This is a genomic window from Paenibacillus sp. KACC 21273, assembly GCF_028736095.1.
Lineage (GTDB): Bacteria > Bacillota > Bacilli > Paenibacillales > Paenibacillaceae > Saccharibacillus > Saccharibacillus kyungheensis.
Map to the genome: position 1 here is coordinate 4,991,993 of NZ_CP117876.1, position 24,658 is coordinate 5,016,650.

Annotated in this window: 12 protein-coding genes; all 12 read right to left on the reverse strand. The window is 41.7% G+C overall.

The window, feature by feature from the left end; translation table 11 throughout:
• Nucleotides 1-169: 169 nt before the first annotated feature.
• On the reverse strand, nt 170-2,377 hold the full coding sequence (locus PQ460_RS21955; protein ID WP_274171173.1) for a DEAD/DEAH box helicase: 2,208 nt from the start codon (nt 2,375-2,377) through the stop codon (nt 170-172).
• Nucleotides 2,374-3,783, reverse strand: a complete 1,410-nt coding sequence (locus tag PQ460_RS21960; protein WP_274171174.1) for an ATP-binding protein — start codon at nt 3,781-3,783, stop codon at nt 2,374-2,376. Before PQ460_RS21960 ends, PQ460_RS21955 begins: the two co-directional genes overlap by 4 nt.
• Before the next feature lie 7 nt (nt 3,784-3,790).
• Complete coding sequence (locus PQ460_RS21965) at nt 3,791-7,378, reverse strand: TerB N-terminal domain-containing protein (RefSeq protein ID WP_274171175.1); 3,588 nt, start codon at nt 7,376-7,378, stop codon at nt 3,791-3,793.
• 141 nt (nt 7,379-7,519) lie between these two features.
• Nucleotides 7,520-9,226, reverse strand: a complete 1,707-nt coding sequence (locus tag PQ460_RS21970) for an FAD-dependent monooxygenase (protein WP_274171176.1) — start codon at nt 9,224-9,226, stop codon at nt 7,520-7,522.
• A 38-nt stretch (nt 9,227-9,264) separates the two neighbouring features.
• Nucleotides 9,265-10,305 (reverse strand): YheC/YheD family protein, encoded by a 1,041-nt coding sequence (locus PQ460_RS21975; protein ID WP_274171177.1) that lies wholly within the window; start codon nt 10,303-10,305, stop codon nt 9,265-9,267.
• Nucleotides 10,306-10,368: 63 nt separating this feature from the next.
• A complete protein-coding gene (locus tag PQ460_RS21980) occupies nt 10,369-11,409 on the reverse strand; it encodes a YheC/YheD family protein (RefSeq protein ID WP_274171178.1) in 1,041 nt (346 codons plus the stop codon).
• Between the two features lie 106 nt (nt 11,410-11,515).
• Nucleotides 11,516-14,743 (reverse strand): GAP1-N2 domain-containing protein, encoded by a 3,228-nt coding sequence (locus PQ460_RS21985; RefSeq protein ID WP_274171179.1) that lies wholly within the window; start codon nt 14,741-14,743, stop codon nt 11,516-11,518.
• Nucleotides 14,740-16,002: a TRAFAC clade GTPase domain-containing protein gene (locus PQ460_RS21990; RefSeq protein WP_273614576.1), complete on the reverse strand. Its 1,263-nt coding sequence runs from the start codon at nt 16,000-16,002 to the stop codon at nt 14,740-14,742. Before PQ460_RS21990 ends, PQ460_RS21985 begins: the two co-directional genes overlap by 4 nt.
• 16 nt (nt 16,003-16,018) lie before the next feature.
• On the reverse strand, nt 16,019-16,675 hold the full coding sequence (locus PQ460_RS21995; protein WP_273614575.1) for a beta-mannanase: 657 nt from the start codon (nt 16,673-16,675) through the stop codon (nt 16,019-16,021).
• A gap of 93 nt (nt 16,676-16,768) precedes the next feature.
• Nucleotides 16,769-18,046 (reverse strand): vWA domain-containing protein, encoded by a 1,278-nt coding sequence (locus tag PQ460_RS22000; RefSeq protein ID WP_274171180.1) that lies wholly within the window; start codon nt 18,044-18,046, stop codon nt 16,769-16,771.
• Between the two features lie 401 nt (nt 18,047-18,447).
• Nucleotides 18,448-20,874 (reverse strand): transcription initiation factor TFIID, encoded by a 2,427-nt coding sequence (locus tag PQ460_RS22005; RefSeq protein WP_274171181.1) that lies wholly within the window; start codon nt 20,872-20,874, stop codon nt 18,448-18,450.
• 1 nt (nt 20,875) lies between these two features.
• A complete protein-coding gene (locus tag PQ460_RS22010) occupies nt 20,876-24,265 on the reverse strand; it encodes a tubulin-like doman-containing protein (protein WP_273614572.1) in 3,390 nt (1,129 codons plus the stop codon).
• Nucleotides 24,266-24,658 lie beyond the last annotated feature (393 nt).

The following is a 24,658-nucleotide window of genomic DNA, read 5'->3' on the forward strand; positions in this document are numbered from 1 at the left end:
ATTTATTACAGCTTCAATAATAATATTTATTAGTTACTTTTAATAAGTTAATTATATTTAAGAGAATAATCATTGTCAACTTTTACTTATCATACCCGATCACCTATACATTTTACGATATGAAAAAAGCTAGAGCGACGCATGCCCTAGCTTCTTTATCGGTTGAACATTACAAATTAATTTGAGGTTTCTGGGAATTTAATCCACTTTTCAAACCTTCGATATCTAATCCATCTGTAGCAAATGCTTGCCGTACCAGCAACGGTTGAATAAATTCATCGTATTTGCCCATATAAGGAGCTTCTTCTTCTGCCAATAATTGCTCAGGATTCTCGATCCGTTCACATTCTGCGATAATCTCAGCTTCGATCTCAGCAGCATCTGCTTGACCGGATACGACAAAATAGTAAGGCTCTAGCGGTGTTACTGCTCGTAGCCCTAGACGCTCGGATAAATTATGCTTGAGCAATCGTTCCAATGTACGGAATGACTTGCTACCGACCCATGGTAAAACAAAACAGGAATCTCCGCCAGCAGGTAACACGATCTTTTTGAGCAAATCGGTTTCTCTTGCTAATCGGCGTGCTCGTTCTAATCGGGTTTTGGCTTGAGGAGCTAGATAAGGATAGTGATCATTGGATGCTAAAATTTCGCGAATCTTCTGCATAATCATGGTATCGATATCACCACCTGCTCCAAGCCAGAGCGTATCCACTTTCCCTTTCGAAGATTTGACATAGACTGCCCGATGGCGACTGTCGATCTCTTCGACTTTCCAGAGCTTGCCTGCCAGTGAAAAGCAATAGCCCGGTGGTGGAACGGTCGTAATCGAACCGATTTCTTCAGATCCATTATAGACAGCATGTTCTTCATCGTCTTTGAATACGGCATAAAAGCGGAAATTGTTGACGATCTTTTCTCCGGCTAATCCGATAATTAATGTGCCTTCTTCGGTATATTGAAGATGATCCAGTTGCAGTAAGTATTGAAGAAACGATTGGTATTGCTCCGCACTAAAATGGCGAAAAGGCGGTAATGTCAAAATAGCACGCGCCAATTCAGCAGGCTCTGCTTCGCCCATACTTTTGAGTATACTCATCGTCTGGTGATACAGAATACCGACAGGCAATTTGCGTGCACTGAAAGGCTCTACCCATTTCTGCTTCACATACAATTCAATGACTGCGATTGCTCGTAACATAATCCATGGCATACGTGCCGGCAATTGTGCTTCTTCATCCTCTTCTTCCGGACAGACAAAGATCATTTCTGATACAGACCCTTCACGTCGCCCTGAACGCCCTAATCGCTGAACAAAGCTAGAGCATGAATAAGGCGCACCTAATTGAATAACACGCTCTAATTCACCCAGATCGATGCCTAGTTCAAGTGTCAGTGTCGCCGCCGCTACAGCAGGGCCGTATCCTTCACGCAGAGCCGCTTCGGCTTCTTCTCGTAACAATGCCGAGATACTGCCATGATGTACATGAAAAATATCCGGTTCTTGACGCTTAGCAGCAACAGCTCTCATTTCGAGCGTCATATACTCCGCATCTGAGCGACTATTGGTGAAGATCAGTGCTTTTTTATGATGGGTCTGGTCATAGATAAAGTTATGATACGCTTGTTGTGCATATTCTAATTGTTGAGCTTGTTCTTCATTTCGAGCATTGGGAAATGAAAAGTGTTCGATACTCAAACGCAATTTACGATTGCCTTCCGGTGATACAATCTCAACCGGTTGACCTGTACCTGCGGCTAACCACTGGGTCGCACTTTCGTAATCGCTTAGTGTCGCAGATAATCCGATTCGTTGTGGACGACAGCCACCCATACGCTCAATACGGGACAATTGTGAGAGTACTTGAATTCCCCGATCGGCTCCCATAAAAGCATGCACTTCATCGACTACAATATAACGAAGATCACCGAATAGCGCTGGAATCGAATTGGGACGGTTCATCAACAATCCTTCCAGTGACTCCGGTGTAATTTGTAAAATGCCAGAAGGGTTTTTCATTAATTTGGTTTTCTGTGATTGAGGAACATCCCCATGCCAGTGCCAGACCGGAATATCCGAATCACGCAAAACCCCTTTGAGCCGTTCAAATTGATCATTGATCAATGCTTTGAGAGGCCCTATATATAAAATGCCGACCGATTTGGACGGATGTTCATGTAATGCGGTTAATGCTGGAAAAAAAGCAGCTTCTGTTTTACCAGAAGCTGTACCGGACGCAATCAGTAAATGATGGGAAGTATCCAAAAGCACCCGACAAGCTTCTACCTGTGCTTCACGCATTTCTTTCCAACCACTACGATACATATATTCCTGAATAAATGGAGCCAACCGATAAAATGGATGATTTCTACTCATAGATCAAACTCCGCCAAAAAATCATCGACTTCATCTTTGGGTGCAGGTGAAGCTGATCCTCCAGCTGGTGTACGCTGACTGGAAGCTGAGTTAGGTAATGCATCAGGATCAGCCGCATATCCACCGCCATGCGGATTGGTCGGCGCTGTCGCTAACTGCCCTAACAATTCATCAAACGATAATTCTTCATTAAAATGAAGCGTATTAAGCAAATCAACAAAATCACGTACCACTTCACGCGGAGTCAGCAATTCTTCTGCCCCCATGCGTGAGACAGCAATTTGCATAAAAGCGACCAGTTGATGTTGCTCTAATGTCGATCCATACTTGTGATGCTGACTATGAATATCACGTAACTTTTGTAGCATTAATAATATTTCTTCATGCGATAACATTTCTAAACGAATCACAGGCCCTGCAAAGTTCTTGGTTCCACTGCTACCGAACCGACTTTCAGATAAACGGGAACGTAAAGCTTCATAGCTATATAATCCACGGCGCGGGTCTTCGACAAACTGCGGTGTGCCACCGATAAATACACCCAGATGCCCTGCTTTACCTTGCATCGTATCGTTAAAGATCGTTAACAGCTTTTCATAATTACTTTGACGGGATACACTATTAGAAATTTTGTATAAATTAACACCTTCATCAACAAATAACAGCAATCCTTGATAACCGATACGGGCGGCAAATTCTGCCCATAATTTCATATAATCATACCAACCATCATCATCAATAATCACGCCTACATTTAGTTCACGTCTGGCTTCGGTACGGGTTGGATATTCGCCACGCAACCAGCGTAGTGCCGATTGTTTGAGCGTGTCTTCACCCAGGCGAATCCCTTGCCAGTACGCCGATAACACTTTGGCAAAATCAAATCCATGCACCCAGCCTTCCATTTCAGACGTTACTGAATGAATACGGCGTTGCACTTCAATCCCTATAGATGGATCGTCTGCAGATACATTATTTTCTTCCATCACTTGTTGTTGAAGGGTCGATATCCATTTCTGTAACATCGATTCAAGCGCTCCACCGTCTGGACGGGTACGAGTCGATAGATTGGTCATTAATTCACGATATGTGCCAAGCCCTTGACCTTTGGAACCAGTAAGACGGCGTTCAGGAGATAGATCGGCATCTGCGACTACAAATCCGCGATCCATTGCATAATTACGGATCATTTGTAGCAAAAAGCTTTTACCACTACCATATCGACCTGTGATTAATTTGAAAGCCGCTCCGCCATCAGCTACATTATCCAGTTCACGCAAAATAGATTCTACTTCATATTTACGACCAACCGCTACATGTTCCAGACCGATACGGGGAACAACTCCTGCCGCAAAAGAGTTCACTAATGCAGTGGTGATCCGTTTGGGAATTTTAACCTCATTCATTTTCTTTTCACCTCATGATGATTGCATCAAGCACTGTTCTATATTCTTCCATAATCGTACCTTCTTCAAGCAAAAGGTCACCGATTGTATCCATCGCCAGATCATTAATTTCATCGACTAGCAGTGCTGGCATTGTACCACCTTTACTAGCGATATCACGCAATACTGAATCATCCGCTTCATCTAACAATGCGCCCAAAAATTGAATATGATGCGTCTGTAAGCCATCGATCCACTCTTGCCATTCGTTATCCAGTTCAGCAGGCAGCGGAGCAATGCTCACCCTCATCTCTTCTGTAGGTTGATCCTGAGGAAGAGAAGATTGAGCTGGTAACGTCTGCTCTGTATCGTCTACTGATTGGAGGGTATCTTGTTGTGTGTCTATCCCTGACTCTTCTTCTACCAATGGTGATTCAGCATCTACAGCTAATGCATGTTCAGCGATCCATGTTGTCCATTCTTCTTCATTGCTAATCTTCTGTTCTTCACGCAAAGTCAACATATCACGTACTACATTAGAATCAGCTTGTAATTGTTCAAGTACCGATGTATCAATCTGCACTTGTCTTGGTGCAGGTAATTCTTCTGGCACTGTAAATATACGCTTGATATACCGTTCAATCAAGCGAGCGATCTCTGGTTCAACCGGTGGATTGATACGAAGTCGACCGCTAAATTCCAGATGACGACGAAATTCATTTTCTGTTAATTTGATAATACCTGTCAAAAATTCTCGTAGTGGCTTGTGCTCACATAACGGCAATCGTCTGACAGTAACAGTGCGCCCGTAGATTGTAGCATCATAGACAGCACTGCGGAACAAATAACGTTCAGTCTCCCGATATACAGGTGGACGGAAAATCTGGATCAACCTTGCTCCTTGTTGTTTATCTAGAAAAGCATCGACCGCAGCCAACACTTTAGGCACATATTCTTGTATCCATTCGCTACCTTTTTCCACATAGAATCGGCTACGTTGCATATCATAATCAAGTAATTGATGAACCAGTGCAAAAGGAATCTGTGCTGGTTGAGATGACCAGATACGTTCCCATTCCAGATCAGCTAATTCGGTAGGCAAATGATCAGATGCTTCAATCATAAATTCACTCAGCGGTTCATGCAGATCATGAACTTGTCCAAAATCAAGTACCCACTGCGGGATATATCGATCTAATTTGATAAACTTTTTGCGATATTGACGCCATAGATTCATTAGATATTGATGCCCTTCTAACGGTTCTGTCCACCCTGCGCCATTGATAATTTCGTAACACATTAAGAAAATATAAGATAAATCTGTTGCTGGATATCGACCTTCACGTACTTCTTGACGCCAGTAGAAATACCACTTTTTCTGTCGCCATGTCATACTCTCATAAGTCGGCCAATAACTCATAAATGGAACAAATTCAGCTTCTTCTTCACGATGTTCTATCATTTCATGTGCACGCTTCGCAAAAACATGCTCTGCGGTCTGAATTGACGATTGAGAGCGCAATTCTTCATCGGTCTCTGATGAATCATACTTCGATGAATCTTCATACGATACATAGCGTGGTGCAAGTTCGCTATCTAGCACGATCTCTTGTGCATGATTATCATGAGCAACACGATGATCTACCGACGAATCGACTTCTGCTAGATCACCTTTTGCTTGATCCTGCGAATAAATGCTTTCATGTTCTGTCGCATCTATAGGCGGAATCTTCAATGCAGACATCGAAGCAGTATTGACCGGAATAGAAGTACTTTTTCCAGTAGAATGAACTACTTTGTAAGTAGGTGGTTGATTAAGATCCATTTCATAGCCACTGATGTCGTCCTGTTCTCTATCATTTGCAGATTGTCGATCTGATGTAGATTCAGGTGGCAAAGTGACAGAAGGACTATCTTCTTTTTTATATTGAAAAGACTGTAACCAGCCTTGATGGTCATAGATAATATGATCTTTTTTCCAATCTTCGTCTACAGTGGTATCCATCGTAGGAATAGAAAGGTCAGCAGGACGTTCAGGAATACGCAATCCCCGTTCTTCTGTTCCCCATTCAAATTCAGCAAATCCACCTTTGCGTTCACTTACTTGTGGCAATCCCGATTGAAGTGCACGCTTGACCACCATCGGAAAAGCAGGTGGTAACTCGGTCAATGGATGGTCGGGATCGACAATCGCATATTCGCGTACTACGGAATGAAATAATTTGAGCAGACTGGTCTGAGCTGTTCGCATATGAGGTTCATCCAAATGTTGACCTTCTGCATAGATCGCCAACCGTAAGCGGGTAGTTAACTTATTCATAGCTTTGTATACTTTGCTCGTTACACTATCTGTTAATTCATCAGGTTCTAAATAAATCGCAATATCGACTCCACCTGGCAACAGCGCTGTTCTTCCAGTCAATAGACTAGCAGGTACAGCAATCAATGGTAATGTCGATTTATTTTTGGTTGAGCTTGTTTTGCTCGACAATTCAGATGCTTCTTGCCAGTATGATCCGAGTGTCGGCTGCCATAGCTTTTGCAATCCAGTCAGTAAAGGCTTTTTACCAATAATCGCAATCTTACATGCTGGAAATTTGCGAATATAAGCTTCCAGAAAATGCTGTAGCGATTCGCTATGCTTCATCACTCCGCCTAAAATCCCGCCAGAAATTCCCCAATGTGTTAGAAAATCAAAATGTTGCGCCAGATCACGTTCTGTACCCGGCAAAGCCAAATCTGGAATCAGCAATTGTTCCCACGGGCCACTGAGTCGTTCAGAACCACGCTGAATAATTTCTTGCGATGTTAATTTACTATTTTTATCAAGTGATGTACCGTCAGCCATTCTACCCATAGGCCCTAATCCTAATTCGCGTAATACGTCTGCTTCGATCTGTCCATGCTCATGTAATCCAACATACGTTCCAGATGCACCCAGACGACGTGATAATTCTACAGCAGGATAGCGAATCCCACTGATCTCGATCATCGGTACAGCTGTAACTTGTCCGACACCATTTTTCTCGTCTCGTCTGCCTTCAAGCACCCATTTGGCATCCATATGAATACTATCTGTAAATTCTTCTGGAGCAGCATACGGAATATATTCTTCAGCAACTTGAAAAGACTGATCTTGTGCATAGGCAGGATCGATACCATACACGATTTCTTCATCAGTAATATCTTCAAGATAATGATCCAGATCATCTACACTATAGCTTGATTCTGAAGATGTAGAGATAGCGATAGTCGTAGCAGGTTCACTCCCGCCAGAAAGAACAGCTTCAGCGCTACCATCGTAACTTGCTTCAATCGGTGTACCATCAAATAACTCTAATGTTCCCGGTACTAATCTGGTCAATCGTGTATATAATTTGTGTGCTTCTTCCGGTTTGAGCAGACATTCGCTATGACCGTAAGAGGAGTGTTGCCATCTATGTTCAGCATTACGAAGCGTTTTACCCATAACCATCTGCTGTACTTCCTCAGCTTGTTCCTCTTCAACGACTCCATCGGCGCGCGAAATATGCAGGAAAAAGCCTCGATCTTCTTCGAAGCTTAATAATGCCGTATAGGTTCTGTCTGTATAGGATAGTGGCGATGGTGAATGCATAATAGACTCCTTGCCTTTCCTTTAATAATATTGATCATCCGTTTGGTAAACATAATATCCCATTATACATGAAGCAGACCGAAGAATGGTATAGGTTACGAACATATTTTCGTTTATTTCTTTTTATTTTCTACAGATTTTCTACAATTGAATAGGTGAGGAAGGTCTAGCGGGTATCTGAAAAGAACGATGTACCCAGCCAATCAAGTCCATTTCATCACTTAGACTGCCAATATAACTGATATATCCATCTGGACGAATCAGCACATATCCACCTTTGCCCATTCCATATTGTTGATGCAGATGATTGTCTGGATCGGTATGAATATGCGATGGTAGTGATAATGAAGTCATTAATGGTTGATCCGGTAATAAAATATGGATATCGATAATATCTTTCCATTTTACAGCTACTTGATTCAGCAATGAACGGTGATCTGGCTCTTCGATCTCATCTTCAAGTGTGGGCGGCTTCGGACTTGCTATTATAGGATGTTCTCCTGTAAATAAAAGTAGCGTATGACGAGAGGATTGTCCGTATCCTCCATCAGGTGCTCGCTCTCCTGCATGAAGCATTGGTCGTTGCCAGCCTTTGCCTTGTTGCACAATAGGGCTATGAGGATAAGCCAATCCTGTTTCAGAGATTAGACTGAACAATCGCTTTTGGATTACTTTACGAGAAGATAGTAATGGAGCGACTGTATTACGAATCGCAATCGGTACAGAATATCGGGTTGTCGCTAACCGGGTAAAAAGAGAGGTTCCACGTAGTAATTGTCGTCCAATCGGTTCACGTTCAGCATGATAGCTATCCAATATAGTATCGGAAGCATACCCCTGACAGACTAGCGCTAATTTCCAACCTAGATTAAATGCATCTTGAATCCCTGTATTCATTCCTTGTCCACCGATAGGTGAATGAATATGAGCGGCATCTCCTGCTAGAAAAATGCGACCTGTACGATAAGACTTCACTTTCCGTTGATGTACAGCAAATTTCGCTAACCAGATCGGATCTGAAATAGTGACTTTGATCGGCAGACAAATATCCAGTACTGCTTGAATATCTGCTAATTCAATAGATTGATCGGAAGCAGAAGAGCTCACAGCATGATCCGGTGGCATACCAATAATAACCCGGTGTCGGTGATTCAGCATCGGGAATAGAGCTGTCAGATAGCCTTTATTCAGATAGACATACAGCTTATTATGATCTTGCTTCCAATCGATCTGTACATCAGCTAGAGCAAACGATTGAGCCAGTACTTCGCCTTCAAAAGCAATATCACTGAGATGACGCACAGTACTATGAGCTCCATCGCAACCGACTACCCAGCGTGCCAATATCTTTTCTTCAGACTGAGCAGATTTGTCTGTATGTTGAATAATTGCCTGTACATATTGCTGAGGCTGATCTAGCTGTTGCAGAGCAGTTAATTGAACCTGTCGCTCTACAGTACCTCCAAGTGATGTTAAGCGATCAATCAATACTTGTTCGGTGATATTTTGCGGAACCATCAGTACGTAGGGATAAGGGCTCTGAATTAATGAAGTAAAGTTTACCTGTGCTAATACTTTGTTATAGCTAGATGCTTGCATCCCTGTGACTTGATGCCCTTGAGCTATTAATGTATCTGCTACCTCTGCTTGATGTAATAATTCTAATGTACGTGCCATCACACCTAATGCTTTGGAATATTTGGAAGGATGCGGCGCCTTGTCAATAATTCGATACGATATACCGCGTCTTGCTAGTTCAATTGCTAGCGTAAGTCCTGTAGGACCTGCGCCTACAATCAACACATCACAATCAGGAGCAGTCCGATGAATATCAGCGTTGATAACCATATCTACCTTTCCTTTCATCTCCAAAATGATGATATATGCTATTTCAATGATTGACGTGCTAGATACAGACTGTACTCAATAGCCGGGCGCGCCAATTCTACGTAATTAAACAGTGTCGATGGTAGTCCGATTCCAGCTTCAAATAAGCAAATATTGCGATATTCATCTACACCAATATCCAACCCGATTTCATGAAATCCTGATCCAATTTGTGATTCCAAATAATTTGCTAATTGTAGGGCAGTTTTTTGTATTTTTTGATCCATCGGCCCGTTCACTTCTTCACCAAATTGATGCTCCAAAAATCGATTCCATGTAGTAGATACAGTCAGTGTTTTTTTGCTGTTGGCTATTTTAATATTGGATTTTAAAGAAATCCCTGCTGAACAAAAAGCGACAATCCATTCGTTTTTGCCATTTTTGGCAATATGCACTCGAATATAAAAAGGAAAGCCTTGTATAACGGTAGTACTCTGCACTAATTTTTGTACACAATAGCGTCGTTCCGTCAATAATTCTACCAAAGCCATCGTTTGCTCGGCGTTCATCTGATGAATATACGTCTGATCGAATACTTCCAGCATGTCTCCTTTTACTTCTGCTGTAAATGTATTCTCGCCTTTAGCACCTCGATCGGCTTTGAGTACCACTTGCTGATGTTGCTGAATAAATTCAATCACCTTCTCCGGTTCTCGCATAGTCATAAAAGGGATTACGATTTTTTTAAGCTCAGGATGACCTAACAGCAAATTGTACACTTTTGTTTTGTACATCGACTTGCCTATAAGGGTATGTGTTATTGGAATACCCGCTAACTTTTCATAAATATTGCCGAATTGATCTGATCCTCTACGGCGCATTCGATCATAAATCACATCAGGATAATCAAAAGTGTTGTAGACCCATTTTGTACCATTCCATTCTTTGCCACGAATCGTACGTGTTGCTTCCTTCACATCGCCAGGGTAGAAATAGAAAAAGTCCGCTTGATGACTGCTAGCTGCCATCGCACTGGCTAGACACAATTCAGGCTCTATTTTCCAACCGATAAGCATCCCAATCGACAATCGCTTCTCCATCGTATTCTCCTTTGCTTTTATCCAATGTATTTATAGATAGATTAGACAAGCTATGATCGCTTTTTAAGAAGATTGCGACTGACGTACTAAGTATTGACAGTAAGCGATCGCAGGCTGAGCCAGCTCTATATTATGGAAAGAAGTATCCGGTATCCCCAGACCTGCTTCAAACAATCGAATTTTATTTTGCTTATCAATTCCGAGGTCTAATCCTATTTCGTGAAATCCTGTACCCCATTGCTGTTCAAGATATTGCGAGATTTCAATCGCATATGCTTGAATTTTGCGATCCATTGAACCACCCGGTTGTTCTCCGAATTGATGATTGAGAAAACGAGTCCATGTGGTGGTCACACGAAATGTACTTTCGCTATTCGTTACTTTGATCATCGGATTAAGCGACAAAGAGACTGAACAGAACGCAACCATCCATTGCCCTTGACCGTCTTTGGATACATGAACACGAATAAAAAATGGAAACTCTTGCACTGTTGTACTTTGAATTAATTTCTGTGCACAATATCTACGTTCAATCAATACTGTAACTACCTCAAGCATTTGTTCCTGATTCATCGTATGCAAATAAGTCTGATCGAACACTTCATATCCATCATCTTTCACTTCTACTGTAAACATATTTTGAGCAGATGCCCCACCATCTGCTTTGAAAATCACACGTTGATGTTTATGAACAAATTCGATTACTTTTTCAGGATCTCTCATCGTCATAAAAGGGATTAGTGACTTTTTCAAATTCGCATCCCCACGAAGCACATTATAGACTTTCGTTTTGACAATAGAACGTCCTCTCAGCGTATGAGTGATAGGAATACCTGCTAATTTTTCATAGATATTACCGAATTGATCTGAACCTTTGCGACGCATCCGATCATAGATCACATCAGGATATGCAAATGTTCCGGTGATCCATTGTGTGCCGTCCCATGCTTGCCCTTCAATCGTACGCGTCTGTTCATCTACACCCGCAGGATAAAAGTAGAAAAAATCAACTTCTTGACTGTGTGCTATTAATGCACAAGCCAGAGGTAAATCTAATCGTATTTTCCAGCCAATCATCATGCCAATCGACAATCGTTTTTCCATAATGATCTCCTTTGCTTTCTACTCTTGTTGTGATTTCATAGTACAACATATAGCAAAAGCTCGCTTTCTTAAAAACAGAAAAGCGAGCTTTTGCACATTCAAACGTTTAGCTAGAGGAATCGGTTGTTGCTGAATCTGCACTAATAGATGTTATAGCATATTCAGTGCTATCAATTTTGATTTTGTTGATATTATGACTATCTGTTTTGGCTGGCAAATCAATCGTGACTGTATATGGATTACTTTCAGTCAATTGAGCTTCAGATACAGGTTCTGTTTCTTCTGTTGGTGATGTACTTGATGTAGAAGAATCGGTTGTTCCTGTGTCGGTTGTAGCATTGGTTGAGCCTTTAGGATCTATCGTATCGGTTGTATCTGAATCTGTAGTCGATTCAGACGTTGCTGCTACAGTAGCTATCGTAGGATTATCGCTCATACCTGTAGTACTGGATGTATCGTCGGTACGGTTAGTTGTAGAATCTTCTGCTGAAGAATCAGAAGAAGTATTCCCGCTACTCGTGGACGTCTTGCAAAGCGACTTGGCATTCAATTGAGTATAATCTACTTTTTGCCCGTTCCCCATCAGCAATGTTGCTTTGGTAGGTTTGAATGCTTCACAAGTAGCTAGATCAGCAAAGTGAAAAGCAAGACCTGTCGCATTACTAGTACTGGTATTGGTACTGATACTACTGCTATCTGTCCCTGTTGTTGGCGTTGCACTGGTATCTGCATCTGGAGTCAATAATGTGACTACTACTTTGGGCAATTGAACGGTTTCTATCGGCGGTTCGGTCACTTCTGGTATCGGATCAACCGCAGGTGCCGCTTGCTCGACAGTAATCACGCCAAATACTTTTAATGCATATACAGATAATCCACCGATCGCTACCAGTAAGACAACCGCTAGTAGCGCTAATAAGGGCATACGTTTATGATTACGTTTAAACCATTTTGATAATGGTGTAGCTAATTCATCTCTTGCTTTAAGGTATACTGCTCGCAATGCTGGCCCTTCTTTGGGAAAATCAGCTTTTGCTTGCGAAGCAAGTTCTCCTCTACGAAATGCTTCTGGATCATGTCTGCGAAAATACGCCAGAATAGCCGTCTCATAAGCAGGTACAAATCGTGGACTTTGCGACTTGCGCCCCGATGTTTTTTTGGGAGTATCGGCTGTACGGGCTCGATCTTTATCTAACAAATGATCGCTAGCCGATGAAGCAGGGTCAGGTAGCATAAATTCTGCACGTCCTTCTGACCAATGGAAAAAAGTATAGATTTGTTCAGGAGTACTCGCATGCTGACGAACCGCTTCTACCATTGCAGAATAATCCAGGTCATTCGGTTCAGCACTATAGCTAAAAGCAGCTGCCAACCGTCCAAATTGACCTTTTCGAATATCATCGGCTAGCCATAAGCGTCCTAGTTGCTGTACTTGATCTTTCTCATTCGGTTGCAATTGATGCAATAAATTCATTAAATCTGCGGATAATTCTTTTTCAGTAAACCAAATATATAATAATTGTAGTGCTAATTTTTTGGCATTGAGACGGCGATCAGCACGTTCAGGATATTCATCACTTGGTAACGGAAGAGATAGGAAATCTGCTTGCAACAACTTTTCACGAGTCAGTGTTGACCATTCCAGATCATTCAATAACAATCGTTCCGCAGAAGCTCGCATATCATCTCCTAGACCGGATTGTCTCCAAGCTTCGGGTGGAATCACTTTTCCATGTAATGAACCTGTATCTACTTCATCTAATAAAGTAAATACTTTACCTGTAGCGATCATCAAGTCAGAGCTATGCCGTAAAGCTTCCATAAAAGATTGACCTGCACGATTACAATAATCGTCCATCTCTAGTAAATCTGGATAGGTCGTGCCCCATTCTACAGCCAATTGAATCACTTCTTCAACAGTCTGTGCTTGATGGAATTTACGTTCTATTAACGGATTTAATAACATAACTGCAAGACTAGGCTGACTACCTGCCATTTTGATAAATGCATCATTTAAAGCAGGATGTTTCTCCATCATTACATAGAATGCCTGACTTGCTGCTGTCTGTCCTGCCGCAACAGCATTACGAATCGCCCAGATAAAATACTCTACAATTTTGCGTCCGGTATGTACTTCATCGATACCGTAATACTCTGCAAAACATTCTGCAATCGCAATATCCGGTACAACACCTGTCCGTACTTCATCAAATTCACGATCAAAACGTGATAAAAATAAATCATTTACACGCATTGCAGAATCCAGCGCGCCTGCTGGTCGTAAATGTGTAAGCAACGACTGCAAAATAGCTGCAGGATGCTCGCTATATAATTGTTCGTCGCCCGCTTCTACACGAAACAACGTTGTCCACTCATCATAATGTGCAGGGTCAGGTAACTCTTCTGTCGAAGCATCGATTCCTGCTTGCCCGCTATCAGCAAATTCTTGTAATGCACGCAATTGATCCGGTTGTGTAATATGCTCCCAGACCCATTCGGTATATACTTGACCTGCTTTTTCCGGTTGAGCTGGATGGATACGACCTGTACTCCAGTCAAAATGATAATCACGCTCAATATTGCGATCACCTGCACGAATCGAACCACTTTCAACAAACATCAATTGAATCCCTTTACGGCTTTCGGGTTCTTTCGCATAAGTGGTAAATCCTAGACGACGACGGAAAGCATAAGGAAGAGCTTCTGCAATCACCGCTGTTAATCGCTTGGCATATACAGACAGTTCAGTAATCGGTACATTCAGCGAAATATATACTTTACGACGCTTATGAATCGCAGACATCACTGCACCGATCAATTGCCGAAAAGTAGCTCCATCTATTCCTAATTCCTCTAATACAGCCATACTATTTGAAGCAGACGGTGTAGACGGAATATCTTGCAATTGTGGTAAGTCTTGCCCTTGCTCTACATCATACTTTTCCTCAAAATCTGCTTGTAACCAACGATCATAGTGATGTACCCATTCTTCAGCACGCACCGCAGGAATTACATAATTATGGGAAAAGAATGTACTTCTTAGCCCTGTAAAATCAGCATTTACGTAATGGCTATTTCCCAGTACAATATCACCATTTTCCAGTCGTACCAATTGTAAGGCAGACGGAAATAAAGCATCTTCTTTCTCACCTTTGGCTAACAACTCTGCCGGCGCATCATATACGCATAATGGATGAATATACTTTTTGATAAACGAGTTATCAAGTCCAGACGATTTGGCAATCGTATCGTACCCCTCGGTAGAGCGAAAAATACCACTTTTCTCCCGGGTATACATCTGTTGATCGATAAGGGCATTCGAGAATAAACTCAAGCGTTTCCTCTCCCCTCGATGTAATTCAGTTTGTACAATAACCAGATAAATGGCTCATCGACACGAATCGGACTAACGACACTTTGTAGCTTCTGGTCGATAGGATTACTTCCTAATGCCGAGACAGCAAAATAAGCAGTGTCTTTGAAATATACATCCATCGTTCCTTTAAATGGACGATCGACACGCTCAATAAAACGGCGAATTTCACCATCTATATTTTCAAATTCATTCAAATCAAAATAATCACGATGAATTACATTATGGAACACATTACTGTTGGATTTGATATATTCGCCTTCATCTCCACGCAATGATTCCAGCATATCGCTTTTGGTAAGCACAACAGCTGTTGGAATATTGGTTTTGCTATCTTCTTGATGAGCTATAAAATCGCTAAATAAAGTTAATACCACATCACGTGGCTCATCATAGCGAGACACCCATTCTCCTTTATCATCACCAAGCTTAATCCGAATACGATCTCGGATCGAGCGAATCTGAAGCGGATCGACCATAAACAAAATCCCCGCAGAGTTTTTAATATGCTGACCATGCAGTCCCAAATAATCCTGATCAACCATACCTTCACCAGCTACATCAAAAAACACCAGTGTTAACGGTGGCTTCTCTTCATCTTTGAAAACAAATTGGAAAATAAACGGTTCTTGCATCCGTTCTTTTTGCGTAGAACCCAGTAGATCGCCACGTTCAAATAAAGGCTCTTCATAATTGATACGGAACTTGCGACTAATCTCTGTGGTCAGTGGCATACAGGCGGCATCAAAATTTTCTGCTGTAGTATTTTGCAACGTATGGATTAGTGCTGTCATATAGACAGACTTACCTACCTGCGAAGCACCCACAATCGAAATAATATTGCTAGGCACTTTGCCTGAAGTGACCGGTAATTCATTATGACAATGCGGACACAGACGACGACGTGTGACTTCACCATAGCGGTCATTGAGTCCCACCAGTACATGATCCGAATAAATACGCTGTTCTTCAGGAACATCTGTTGGTAGCAATACCGCTTCCATATCATGAACCGTATCCAGCCCAAAGCGAGAACGATATTTATTTAACTTTGCATCTTCACCGAGTCCGTAATCTTCATCATCTTCACGGTGATGTGAAGCACGAAATTCTACTTCTTCCGGTGAAAATTTATTAAAACAATACGGGCAAACGATATCATAAAATAACGGTCTAGGCGCGGCTTCCGGTTTCTTTTTAAACCAATCGAAGATATTCATCTCAACGATCTTCCCCCTACTCCAAAATCAATTCGTACATCTGTCCGTATGTACGTCCATCGGTAAAAAAGAGTCTTACATATTCATTTTTGCCTACCTCAATCGCGGGTAATTCATTACGTCCTGCTTGAAAAGGAGCTGCAAATGGATATACAATGCCATCATCTTTATTGACAGCATACCCGCCTTCTTTTTTCACATAACATAATACTTCTTTGGGAATAGGCACTTCCGCATGAACTTCGATTCGCACCGTTTTACGTTTGCCAAACCATACTCCTTGTTGCTTAATCGAGTAATAAATTTTGGCTTTGCCTGCACTAAGTTCAATCGTATTTTGACCATCCGGTTGACGCACAAGTACAGTTTCTCCTTGTTCTTCATACGTCATATATACGGTATATGTCATCCTACCAAAATGATCGACTCTTTCGATATATCCATTGTTCGCTTTATATTCTTCTTTGGTATATAGACGCAGACTCGCAGGAGAAGAATCTGGCTGATCTGATGAACTACCTTCTTCGCCAACTGCGGACATCTGCGTTACTTTTTCAATATAGACCGCTTCTGTATCGCGTGGCCATAACCAACGCAATGTACACAATCCATCTTGCGCTTGTCCGGTCAAACCATGGATTCCTTGATTGGTTTTCAGTTCGGTGTACAGCATATAAAGATCCCCTTTCCTGGTCTGCATCTGTAGAATTACTGATAGATTCAAATGATGTTAAACATATTGATATGAAATAGATTGATCCTTTATTTAACGTTGAAATGTACCACTACTTGTTCCACGACGTCGACGTGGGCCTTCTGAAGGTGTAGGTGGCGGTGGTGTAGAACTGCGTTTGATCATACGTTTACTATTTTCACCAATCGGAACCACCAATGTAAACAGTGCAATAATAAATGCCAGAATCATAACTGCTAAAAAGCGTATCACTCCGTCTGTCCAATCGGTTTTGCCGATCCCCCACTCCAATAACCAACCAGCCAGTAATCCAGCTACACCGCCACCGATTCCGAAGCTACGTGCCAAAAAGCGATTGTCGAACATTAATCCCATACCTACACCCATCAATGCGCCTAATAACATCACCAGTATCACATGCAGAATCACATAATACAGATTGCTATAAAAAGGTTCACTGCGTTCTGTTACCAGTGTACGTTTGTCTAATGTATCGTAAATCTGTTGGAACGTCTGTGGCAATTGCGAAGCATCAGCTACATTGTAATAGTTACCGCCTGTTTGACTCGCGATATCTGTAAGTAGATTTGTGCCGCCTGCATCTGTCAAATTCAAACCAACCGTATTGATCGAGATGGATTTGGCTTGATAAGGAGCAAGTGCAGACATATCCAGTGCACTATATCCATCAGACAACATAATGACGACTGTACCACGAGTATCATCATTTTGAGCAGTAATCTGTTGCATTGCAGTATCCAAAGCACCTGTAAAGTTAGTACCGCCTGTAGTCGTTGTCATCGCATCCATCGTAGCTGTAATCTGCTGTTTGGAAGCATCATTGATTTCGGTCAACGGCAATACTACATTCGCTTGGTCGCTGAATCCGATAATCCCAACACGCTTGTCATCATCCATCGAATTGACCATATTTTTCACTGCTTGAAACCGTTGATTTTGAGCATCGGTTTCTAGCATACTACCGGAGTTATCGATCACTACGACAACGTCACGAATCGACTTCACTCCATTGAATCCGATCTGGTAAATCGCTTCTCCACCAAGTCCTCCTAAAAACATAAGCACCAAAGTAGCCGGTACAAATAATTTCCACGAAAGCCCTGCATAACGTTGACGCCAAGATGCTCCATTTAATTTCGGTGAAATCGTTTCAGCTAACAAACAAAATCCACCAATAAATAGACTGATAATTCCAAAATACAATCCAATAAGAAGCACTCGTGGCATCCGATCAAAATAAGAATGAATCAACCATTCTCCTACGATAAATCCGATCGCGCCTCCAATAAGGCTGAACAATACCATAAGCCAATTCACTTTGCGTTGCATACGTGGCATCTCCCCTTTCATATGAATATATGACATTTCGTTTATACATTTGAGCGATTGAAGTGTATCCTTACATCTAAATTTTAATGAAGTAGATGAAAAAGCTATGTAGATGGTTTGTTTTGATTAACACCGCTTCAAAAAAACAAGAAACCAAAATGTAAAAGTAATTTGCTCTTATCCTTCACCCCTTGCCTCACCCTGCCAGGCAAACGCTCCTATTTTGAACTTTTAGCATTTACTCCCCACTCTGAGCGGAGGGAATGCAATTGCTCTGAAAGAGTGAAACGATCACCTTTGCAAGATTGGCCCGACTGCAAAGCGGTTATTCAAGGGACAATCTTGCAACAGCGACGACAAGAGCAATTTCCTTCCCGAAGCGGTCAAACTCAGAGTAAAAGCTAGACGTGAAAATCATACCCGTTTGCAATATACGTATCATAGTACGTTTTACCATTACGATAGTAAATTAAATCTTCAATCGTAAATCCACCCATCAGATTCAGCTTTTCTACACCACTGGTGCGATCTTCATGGACGAATCCTGTTTTGTAAATACGAGTCGTATTATCTACACCTGCGGCATAACGGACAAAGTCACCATTAGCATTACCAAACATATATTTTTCTTCATAACGATGTTTATGCGTATAATCTAGCAGACGAATATGGATAACCGCTCGATCTTCTAAAGTACGATACAGTTCTTTGAACAAATCTTCTTGCGATAAAGCTTGCTTGTTCTCATACTCAATCGTAACATTAGCACGATTCAGCAGTTCCTGTTCGAATGTCTGTGTAAATGAACGTGATGCTAATAGTTCTTTACGACACACCTCCATCAGACGTTCCACCAGCGTCGAAGCTCCTTGTTGCAACAGCAATGTCACATCGCCTACACTGCGCTCTTCAAAAAAAGCACCATCACCACGTTTTTCCTCAATCTCCTCCATCACTTCAGCCGTAAGACGACTATAGTAATCATGGATATTTTGCCCGATATAATCATCTGCTGTACGGATACTGTCTGTTGCCGCCGCTTGTAGATTAGAACCGATGGTATCCATACTTTTTACCTGTTGCATACTATCACGATGAACAGCAGTAAGATGCTCTTCGAAACGACGATATAGACGCAATCTAGTTTGCAATCTTAAAATATGCAATTTGCGTGGATAAATCGTATCAATCAGCGCGCGCGTCAAACCGCGAATATTATGCTTTTCCATAAAAGGTAATCGTTGAAAAGATAAATCATCTGCCCGACTGTCATACCATTCGTCCAATTCCGCCTGTGCACTTTCAAGCGTATTCATTAGATCACGAGTACGTGCATGATAATCATTCCACATACTCTGTTCGCCAGATTCATCGGTCCACTCTGCAAGCTGGTAAAAATGAAGATAAGGATGTTGACGAAGCATCTCTGCAATATTAGCTTGAAGTTCACGCCCTGCATCCCATTGCTCGATCCGCTTGATCATTTCTTGTTCATAATTATCATGGAAAAAGCGTTCTCCACCATATTCGAATAATGCATGTTCTGCTTCACGTAGACTTAGTGATTTCAGATGACTAAAGCTTGTTGTACGGGTCATAAGACCATTCATATCTTCCAAGCGACTACTATTAGGGACTAACATATCAACTCGTTCGTCGATACGTTGTTCATCCAGACCTAACAACTCGAACTTTTCACGACTGCCTAGAATCGTTGTATGTTTCATTCGTTTCATTATTCCATAGAAAAATTGCTCCAAAACAGTTAATGCAATCGCTCGATCGGGTCGTCGTACTCTAGCAAATCCAGCAGACACTAACCCTTGATTGCCTTCCCCATTACGAACATTATTTTTGAAAGCATTATTGTTATAATCAGATCCGTAAAAAGAAGATTCTCCACCTGTTTCCAGACGTTGACGATTTTTGAGCAAGCTAATCCGGCAAATAATATCGTAGCTGCTTTCCATCCCACCATTAACCGAAATTCCGCGTTCATTACGATCAGATAACACATACGCTAATTCAAATAACGGCGATGGTGAATGTTGTACCATCACAGCTAATCCATCTTCAGTACGTTGTAATGGTGCAGTCAATGTATAATCTGCACGTTGAATATGTTCCAATTCTTTTAGAAATGCTACTCCTGCTGAACTGGCATATCCAAATTGTTCTTCTTGATCGCCTTCATAGATGAGCGCATACATATCCATCTGCACTGATTTGAAAGACTGACCTAGAATCGAACGTGCTAATAGCGATATTTCTGGAACCAAAATATTCATCGGATCATCAACACGCGTTATCAACGATACATGCAATCGATCAAACGAAGAATACATCCGTCCGAACTCAGCTAAACGGCGAGCCGCCTGCCGGAACGTACGATTCAGTTCCAGCAGATGCTTGCCATCTTTTTGAAAATGGTGATGCCAATCAGGCCGTTGTGTTTTTTTACTATGATCGTTAACTGTCGGACGAGATAAAAAGGTAGTGATTTTTTGCGATTCTAATGAACCTATACTTTGACCTGTACGCATAGAATTCACGTTTTGTTCTTGTTCATATCGAGCTTCATTAGCCCGTCTTGCTTGCTGTTCTTCTCCTGTAGGTTCAGGAGCAATCTCCACATACATCACGCCAGCACTATTATCCCACTTCTGAGCATTAATCTGCATGACAGGACGGACAGCATCTTGAATCAGATCCCCGATAAACAGGAAAACGGCGGGGTAGTGAATACTGCTCCGCCCATCTCCCTGCCCGGCTGTTTTCTCCTCGTCAGCAGCATATGCATCTGCGAATTGTTTCAGCCGAACGTCCATCTTATTTCAACTTCCGGCGAATATCGCTTAATTTAGTAACCATTTGTTTGTAGAACTGGTAAGCTTCATCTCCATTAGCCAATTCTACACGTTCGTATTCTAGACGATCTCTTGCTTCTAGATACGCTTCGTACAATTCATCTAATTTATTTAGAAGCGGTGCAATATCTTCAGACGAAGTGATTTCATTGTCACGACGATCTGCTTTGCGCATCAATGTTGCACGATTTTTCTGATCTAGATTGCGGAAATGTTCAAATACTTCAAATTCCACAAAATTACGGCTCTTCATCAGATTTGCAAAAGCATCCCAAGCTTCTTCTTCAGGATCACGATCATAGACGTACAATGCACCTTTTTTGGTAATCGTATCGGTATACAATGCTTGTAAGAACTGATCGGTTAGTTTTTCTTCGCCTTCATAACGACTTAACATACCTTCTAGTTCTACAATTTTGGCTTGAATACTTTCATACTTCGCTAGTTCTGCACGTACACGTTCGATCATTTTTGGTGAACGAATCAAGTTCTCACGTGCTAGATCTTCGTTAAAGCTACCGAAGATATCTTTCGTCGATTCATGTGGCAAGCCTTCTGCCATAAGACGTCTAAGTTCTGCTAGTGCACGTTTCACTTCACCTAGATTCGGACGAGGTGCATCCAGACGCATATCATAGCTAGCAAGTGTAGGAACCAGATCGAATGGCTGTGTGAAATGAACAGCAAAACGACTGCTTGTATTTTGGTCTGCATCTTTTTCAACAATAATGCCTAGTTGTTTTGCACGCGCATAGTCTGCACGCACACGAGCATTGTAGCTTTGTACACGAGCATTGGTGTATGTTTCACCCCATGATTGCTCAGGAATAGGTGAAGGCAAGTATGTCCAGTTTTCTTTCTCGGTCTGTACCAGATGGCGACCAATACCTTCACGATCCAGGATCGTACGCTCATAGTTCTCTTCATATACTTTCAGCGGTGTATAGACGAACAATGGCACACCATTACGAGTGTTCAACCAGAAAATACGGTTTTTAACTTTACTTTCTTTAATCGTAAAGTGTGATTTACCCAGTGCATTGTTCTGGAAGTTACGAATACCACGCAAAATGCTAGGCGCTTGAACAGGAACAGATACAAATCCCCATGAAGGGAAATGCAGATTACCTGCACTATTGCTCAAATGGAACACCGGTACAGCTTCATCATCCAATTTACTAGCAATCGTGCGCTCTACGAATTTCTCAATCGGCTCGTCTTGACCGTATTTCATCACTAAGAAATCTTCCATTGAACGTGTGATCAGATCACCGAATTTGTCGCTCAAGAAATCAGAGATCGAGCGTACAATATCAACTTCTTGCTCTTTCACCCATTGATCGGAATGTTCTAGCAATTGTGCAGAGAAATCACGAATCAGATCATCGCCATCTTTGCTATCCATAATATCGCTCACCGCTTTGGAAATATCCGGTACGCTCACTAGATTCCAATAATACGTTTTGTTCCCACGATGATCTTCTTGCTCATTCGCATTGGTCAACAACTCACCATTTTTCTCGAAAATAGAACTTAATGCATTTAGTACTTCGGTAAATACTCCGTAGATACGGTTATTTTCACGATTTAACATTTCATATAAATCTTCATAAAATTCGATCATTTGTTGTGTACGTTCTACATCTGCACGCAACCAGTACTCGTCGATTTTAGCTTCAATGTATACATTTTTCTTTTTGTCTTTAGAAACGAACGCACTTTTCGCATCACCCAGACGTTCATTCGCATAATCAGCTGCTGATTCGATATCACGCGGAATACGTGTCTGACTTTCACGCAATGTCTCGATATACGAAAGAAGCATTTTCAGTAGTGAGAATCCTTTTTCCGAGTACAACAAACGTGATACATAGAATGGGCCTTGTTCTGGATGTAAGAACATACGGCGAATCTGATCCGAAAATTGTCCGACAATCTCGCCCGGCAATTGTTGCTTCGCTTTGATATATTCTTCACGAGCACGAATCAGGAAGGTCTGCTCAAGTTCGGTATCCATATTAACAGCTTGCATTTTAACTACATTATTGAAGCTTAGACGTTCACTATTTTCAAATCCAGGCAATGGTTCAGGTACACGAGATTCGAATGTTTTGGTCATGGTCTCGACATCTACCCCTAATTTGCGGGCAAAGTTCTCAACAGCTTCTTGGTCTGGCGCTTGATCAAACATTTTGTCCATCTTTTGGAATAGACGATACGCTAGATATGTGGTCATTTCTTCGATTGGTAATACCGCAGAAGAAGCACCGATAATATTGTATTCATAGTTCGCAGGATACGCACGATTCATCTGTGCAATATTGGTACGAATATTACTGATATAGTCATGGATCGCAAATTCTTCACCAGACGCTTTTTCTTCACTTGCCATAAAGTTCGTAATATTTTCAGCCGTTACATTCATACAGTAATCATATGCATTTTCAAGCAATTTACCTTCGGTATTGGTTGCTGAGATCAAATGACATAGATTAAATGGTGCAAGTGGTGAATTTACATTGAGTATGCTGCCGTATTGCTGTTTGAAGCGTTCACCACGACTATCGACATTCATCCAGTAATCCAGTTCTTTCAGAGCCGCATAACCATTTTTGCGAATATATTCGCGTGTGTGCTCACTTAGACTTTTATTGGATAAGTTGACGTCTGGTGTAAACAGGTAACCGAGCATATTCAGACGGTCTACCCCTGCTGCGCCATAATCGCGTTCTACAATACCACGTACAATATATGAAATATCTAAGAAACAACCACTACCTGTACCACCCGATAGTCCTGTTAGTAGAAAGACCATTAATTTTTTATTGGTACCGACAGACAGCGTTTTGATCTTTTTATCTATACTTTGTACGACCTGATTAATTTTAGTAAATAACAGCAATCGTCCTGCTTGGCGTACACCAGCCGCACCGTTCATACCATCAGTGATCCCTAGTTCTGGAGACAACCATTCGGTGATATAAGGTTCTAGCAGGCTACGGTTTTGTAGCAATCCACCGATCTCTGCATTGGACAGCAATACAAATTCGTTAATTGGATCAAGTCCGATGCCTTTATATTTTTTGTTGCGATCTTGTTCGTTCGTTTCAAAAGCAAGAAATTCAACATTATCTGGTTTGTCTTGTTTTTTCTTAGTCATTGGATCTTCTGGAAGTTTGAAGCGACGGTTGATCTGGTATTTCAGACGCAATAGTGCATCAATACCTGTACCCCCAAGTCCGATAATCAAAATAGGGTTGTCGATCGTATCGACGCGTATTTTATCACTGACAATACCACCGCCAAGTGATACGTCCAGTTGTTGAATGTGTTCTCTAACGATTGGTTTCATGAATGATCCCCCTTGGGCGAATTAAATTTCTTTATTTGGTGATGGGTGGATGTGAGGACAAGCGCTACGGGGTGGAATCGTTCTTGGCGTCGCTGGTAAGATCGGATATCTTGATTTAACCACAGAGTGGTCGATACCCGAGTCTTAAAAGCGACTTTCAGAACGATTCTATCCCCTTCGCTTGTGCATCCTTCCACTTTGGAGCGCTTGGGTAGGAAGACGAGAGGTTGAATGCGCTTGGATTTGCAATCCGGTGCTGGGTTGTAGTTAAACATTCTCCAAAAGATTTAAAAACTTAAAGTACTATGATAATAGGATGAGCACTGGATTGTACTTTAAGATATATGTCATGAGATACATACTTTAAAAGATACGTTTTGGTTTCAATAATAT

What these genes read in the sequence shown, in the direction of transcription:
- PQ460_RS21965 (WP_274171175.1), bottom strand. Translation starts at nt 7,378, where the DNA reads ATGCATTCACCATCGCCACTATCCTATACAGACAGAACCTATACGGCA.
- PQ460_RS22005 (WP_274171181.1), bottom strand. Translation starts at nt 20,874, where the DNA reads ATGGACGTTCGGCTGAAACAATTCGCAGATGCATATGCTGCTGACGAG.
- PQ460_RS21980 (WP_274171178.1), bottom strand. Translation starts at nt 11,409, where the DNA reads ATGGAAAAACGATTGTCGATTGGCATGATGATTGGCTGGAAAATACGA.
- PQ460_RS21995 (WP_273614575.1), bottom strand. Translation starts at nt 16,675, where the DNA reads ATGCTGTACACCGAACTGAAAACCAATCAAGGAATCCATGGTTTGACC.
- PQ460_RS22010 (WP_273614572.1), bottom strand. Translation starts at nt 24,265, where the DNA reads ATGAAACCAATCGTTAGAGAACACATTCAACAACTGGACGTATCACTT.
- PQ460_RS21970 (WP_274171176.1), bottom strand. Translation starts at nt 9,226, where the DNA reads ATGGTTATCAACGCTGATATTCATCGGACTGCTCCTGATTGTGATGTG.
- PQ460_RS21990 (WP_273614576.1), bottom strand. Translation starts at nt 16,002, where the DNA reads ATGAATATCTTCGATTGGTTTAAAAAGAAACCGGAAGCCGCGCCTAGA.
- PQ460_RS21975 (WP_274171177.1), bottom strand. Translation starts at nt 10,305, where the DNA reads ATGGAGAAGCGATTGTCGATTGGGATGCTTATCGGTTGGAAAATAGAG.
- PQ460_RS21960 (WP_274171174.1), bottom strand. Translation starts at nt 3,783, where the DNA reads ATGAATGAGGTTAAAATTCCCAAACGGATCACCACTGCATTAGTGAAC.
- PQ460_RS21955 (WP_274171173.1), bottom strand. Translation starts at nt 2,377, where the DNA reads ATGAGTAGAAATCATCCATTTTATCGGTTGGCTCCATTTATTCAGGAA.
- PQ460_RS22000 (WP_274171180.1), bottom strand. Translation starts at nt 18,046, where the DNA reads ATGCAACGCAAAGTGAATTGGCTTATGGTATTGTTCAGCCTTATTGGA.